Source organism: Nocardia sp. NPDC051911 (assembly GCF_040681035.1).
In the GTDB taxonomy this organism is placed as follows: Bacteria; Actinomycetota; Actinomycetes; order Mycobacteriales; family Mycobacteriaceae; genus Nocardia; species Nocardia sichangensis.
Map to the genome: position 1 here is coordinate 1 of NZ_JBFAXY010000090.1, position 4,392 is coordinate 4,392.

Below are 4,392 nucleotides of genomic sequence, written 5' to 3' on the forward strand. Positions count from 1 at the left end.
CGGGGCCGACAGGTCGCCGATCGACGCGACCGCCGCTTGCTCCTTCGTCGCCTACGCGGCGGCCGCGCAAACGCGAGCCGGGCCGCGAACGGAACAGGCTCGGTCTCGCTTCGCTCGAAAGACATGGCTGAGGTGCGCTGAGCGCGTCGGGCTTGTGAGTCGCGGACCCGGTGCGCGCGGAGTGAGGGCGGCCATTGTCAGGCTCGTCGGCAGTAGTGGCTCGTCGAGGACGTGATGGCCCTCTGGACCGCCCGCGATGGCGGCGAGGTATTCGCAACAAGATCACTCGTATCAGGCCGGTTCGAGGAAGAGCCATTTGGTCGTAGTCGCCGGCTCGCCGCGTCGATGCCTGGACCGCAGCCTCGAGGAACCGGTGTCTCCATGTTCACGCTCGCGGTATACGCCAATGACGACTGCTGCGCTTGTGGTGCGCGCGATGCGCTAGTTACGCGAATGTCGATCAGCCGTCTTGGTTCGGGTTGCGCTCGTTTCGCCGTGGGCGGAAACACCGCCTGCCCGGAATCGACTTGAACTCAACCATTGTTGAGGTCTTAGTGTCGGTGGCCAGGTCTTGGATGGGGCGGGGAGCGAGAGGGAGAACAACGTGAGCATCGAATCCGTGGCGTGGAGCCAGATGTACCGGCGGGCGAACGCGCCACAGGAACAGCGCCCGTTCCGCCGAGCCACCGCAGGGCGCATCGTTCGGTTCGCCGCGCCGCACCGGCGGCGGATCGGCGCGTTCCTGCTGTTCAGCGTGATATCGGCGGTACTCGCCGTGGCCACGCCGGTGCTGGCTGGCCGGGTCGTCGACCACATAGTCGGCGGCGCTGCGCCGCGGGTGGTGGTCGTCCTCGCGGTGGTGATCGGCGTGCTCGCGGTGTTCGACGCCGGACTAGGGGTGGCGACCCGGTGGATGTCGGCGCGAATCGGGGAAGGGCTCATCCTCGACCTGCGCACCGCCGTGTTCGACCACGTGCAGAAGATGCCCGTCGCCTTCTTCACCCGAACCAGGACCGGCGCGCTGGTCAGCCGCTTGAACAACGACGTCATCGGCGCCCAGCGCGCGTTCAGCGACACCCTGTCCGGCGTGATGGCCAATCTGGTGACCCTCGCGTTGACCCTCGGGGTGATGATCAGCATCTCGTGGCAGATCACGTTGCTGGCGCTGGTGTTGCTTCCGGTATTCGTGCTGCCTGCGCGCCGGATGGGCAATCGCCTAGCCGATTTGCAGCGGGAAGCGGCCCGGCTGAACGCGGCGATGAGCACCCAGATGACCGAGCGGTTCTCCGCGCCGGGCGCGACGCTGGTCAAGCTGTTCGGCCGTCCGGAACAGGAGTCCGACGAGTTCGCGCTGCGGGCCCGCCGGGTGCGGAACATCGGCGTGCGCACCGCGATGCTGCAAACGGTCTTCGTCACCTCGCTCACGCTGGTGTCCGCGCTGGCGATCGCCTTGGTGTACGGGCTCGGCGGCTGGTACGCGCTGCGCGGGCAATTGGACGCGGGCGCGGTGGTGTCGCTGTCGCTGCTGCTGACCAGGCTCTACACGCCGCTCACCGCGCTGGCCAGCGCCCGGATGGAGATCATGGCCGCGCTGGTGAGCTTCGAGCGCGTCTTCGAAGTACTCGACCTGAAGCCGCTGATCGAGGACGCGCCGGATGCGAAAACGGTGCCGGCGGGCCCGGTCGCGGTGGAGCTGGACGCGGTGCGCTTCGGCTACCCGTCGGCCGACAAGGTGTCGCTGGCCTCGCTGGAGGACGTGGCGAATCTGGACACCCGCGGCGGGGTGGAGGTGCTGCACGACGTGTCGCTGCGCGCTGAGCCCGGTCAGCTGATCGCGCTGGTCGGCTCGTCGGGCGCGGGCAAGTCGACCATCGCGCAGCTGGTCTCCCGCCTCTACGACGTAGACGCGGGCGCGGTGCGGTTGAACGGCGTGGATGTGCGCGAGCTGACCACCGGATCGATCCGCGACACGGTCGGGCTCGTCACCCAGGACGGACACCTGTTCCACGACACCATTCGCGCCAATCTGCTGCTCGCGCGGCCGCAGGCTACCGAGGACGAACTCTGGGACGCACTCCAGCGCGCCCGGCTGCGCGACTTGGTCGCGTCGCTACCGGACGGGCTGGAGACCGTGGTCGGCGAGCGCGGCTACCGGCTCTCCGGCGGTGAACGCCAGCGCCTGACCATCGCGCGCCTGCTGCTCAAGCAGCCGCGCGTGGTGATCCTGGACGAGGCGACCGCTTCGCTGGACTCGACCTCGGAAGCCGCCGTGCAGGAGGCGCTGTCCGAAGCGCTGGAGGGCCGGACCGCGCTGGTGATCGCACACCGGCTGTCCACCATCCGCGCCGCCGACCAGATCCTGGTTCTGGAAGACGGCCGGATCGTGGAACGCGGCACGCACCCCGAGCTGCTGAACGCCGATGGCCGCTACGCGGAGCTGTACCGCACGCAGTTCGCCGAGGAACCCGTCACGGCCGCGGCGTGATCCGTCATCCGGTCAGCTCGCCGTCTGGTCCGCGGTACAGGTCGTGTCGGCGTCCGGCAGGGTTCCCGCGCCGAAGTAGGTGTTGATCGCGTTGTTCACGCAACTGCTCAGCTCCGGCCGGAACGTCATGTGGATACGGACGTCTTGCAAAGTGACCATCCGCGACTGCGACAGATACTGGTGCAGCCGGACGCCGTGCGCATAGGGAGTGCGCGGATCTCCCGTCGCCTGCACGATGAGCGCGGGCACCGCGTTCCGGACCACGGTCGCGGGTTCGACCGGTCGAGGCCAGAAGGCGCACGGCTGAATGTTGCCCGCCAGCGCGCCGAACACCGGTTGCGTGGCCCGGCTCTCCTCGATATTGCGCCAGTACCAGAGGGGATCGATGGGCGCGCTGACATCGCCGCATGCGACCTCCGCCAGGACGGAGTTCTCGTTGTCGCGCAGCGCCGCCACGATGGCGCGCAACCGCGGCGTCTGCGAGGTCGTGGGCGGACCGCCCGCGGCGTCGGCGAGTTCGCGCACCGTCGCGGCCAGCGGTTCGTTCAGCCGGAAGTTCCACAGCAAGGCGTGCAGGATGAACGGCAACCAATGGTCGTCGATCGCGAATCCGTCGATGACGATCGGCTGGCGGTGGACGATGCGGACCAGCTCCTCGATCTTCGCGCGCACTTGCTGCGGTGTCGCGCCGAGCCGGAACTCTTCGTCGTGGGCGGCGGCCCACACCGCCCAATCGTCCAGCGCGATCTCGTCGGCGGGTCCCCAGTCCTGTACCAAGCCCGTCCAATACCGATCCGGGTCGATCGCGCTGTCGAGCACGACCCGATCGCTGCGCTCGGGGAACATCTGGGTGAACACCGCCCCGAGATACGTGCCGTAGGACAAGCCGTAGAAATTGATCTTCTCCTCGCCCAGGGCCGCCCGGACGACGTCCATGTCCCGCGCCGTATTGCGAGTGGTGAACTGCCGCACCAACTCCGGATCACGAACCACGCAGCTCGCGGCCATGCCTGCGGACTGAACGGTGTCGTGCGCGAAACCCAGCGGATCAAGGCCCGCCGACCGGACCATCTCGCCGACCGGCCACCCGCACCGCGGACTCGAGGTCGATTCGCCGACTCCGCGCGGGTCCATCCCGATCAGGTCGTAACTCGCCAGCACGTCGGGCGACAGCACATCACCGAGCAGATCCACACTGTCCAGGCCCGGGCCGCCGGGACCGCCCGGATTCGACACCAGGATGCCCCGCCGCCGCGCCGGATCGCTCGCCTTCACCCGGGATATCGCCAAGGTGATCGTGCGACCGTCGGGACGCCCGTAGTCGAGCGGCACGAGGACATTCGCGCACTCACCACCGGCTTTGTCCAAGTTCTCGACGCCGCACGGCTTCCACTCGAGCGTCTGGCGGTAGAAGCGGTCCGCGCCGCTCGGGTGCGAGTCGGCCACCGGCTCGGCCCGGCCGTACGCGGGCGCGGCCAGCAGTGCGGACACCGCCACTATCGACATCGAACGCCAGAACGGATTCGTGGACAACGAAATTCGCCTCTCGACCGGAGCGAGCACGTAGGTGGATGCGGAAGAACCGTATCGGATCGGTGCTCGCGACGGTGGCAACGGCTTCCCGCGCGCGGCGTGCCTTGATCGCGGCCATCCGCGGCAGGGGAGCACGCTCGGGCGAACCGGCGAAGCCCGGCTCGAACGAATCGAGCCGGGCTTCGCTGATCGGTCTCACGGCCCTGCGGTAGGTCCGGAACGCATCCGGCGTGGATGTCGTCCGAGCGCTACTGAGGACTTGCGGTCAGAATTCGCCCTTGACGCCGAGAACGGTGCGCCCCCGGTGGCTGCCGTTGCGGATGGAGTGCAGCACCCGCTCCACATCGGTGATCGGAGCGTAGTTCTCCAGGGTC

Annotated in this window: 2 protein-coding genes; one reads left to right on the top strand and one right to left on the bottom strand. The window is 68.4% G+C overall.

Annotation, left to right across the window (positions count from 1 at the left end; genetic code table 11):
- The first annotated feature begins 604 nt into the window (after positions 1 to 604).
- Positions 605 to 2,485 carry an ABC transporter ATP-binding protein gene (locus AB0L97_RS38445; RefSeq protein ID WP_364439962.1) on the top strand — a complete coding sequence of 627 codons (1,881 nt, stop codon included), beginning with the start codon at positions 605 to 607 and terminating at the stop codon, positions 2,483 to 2,485.
- 12 nt (positions 2,486 to 2,497) lie between these two features.
- Here the strand turns inward: AB0L97_RS38445 and AB0L97_RS38450 are convergent, their stop codons facing one another.
- Positions 2,498 to 4,018, bottom strand: a complete 1,521-nt coding sequence (locus tag AB0L97_RS38450) for an alpha/beta hydrolase (protein WP_364439964.1) — start codon at positions 4,016 to 4,018, stop codon at positions 2,498 to 2,500.
- Between the last annotated feature and the right edge of the window lie 374 nt (positions 4,019 to 4,392).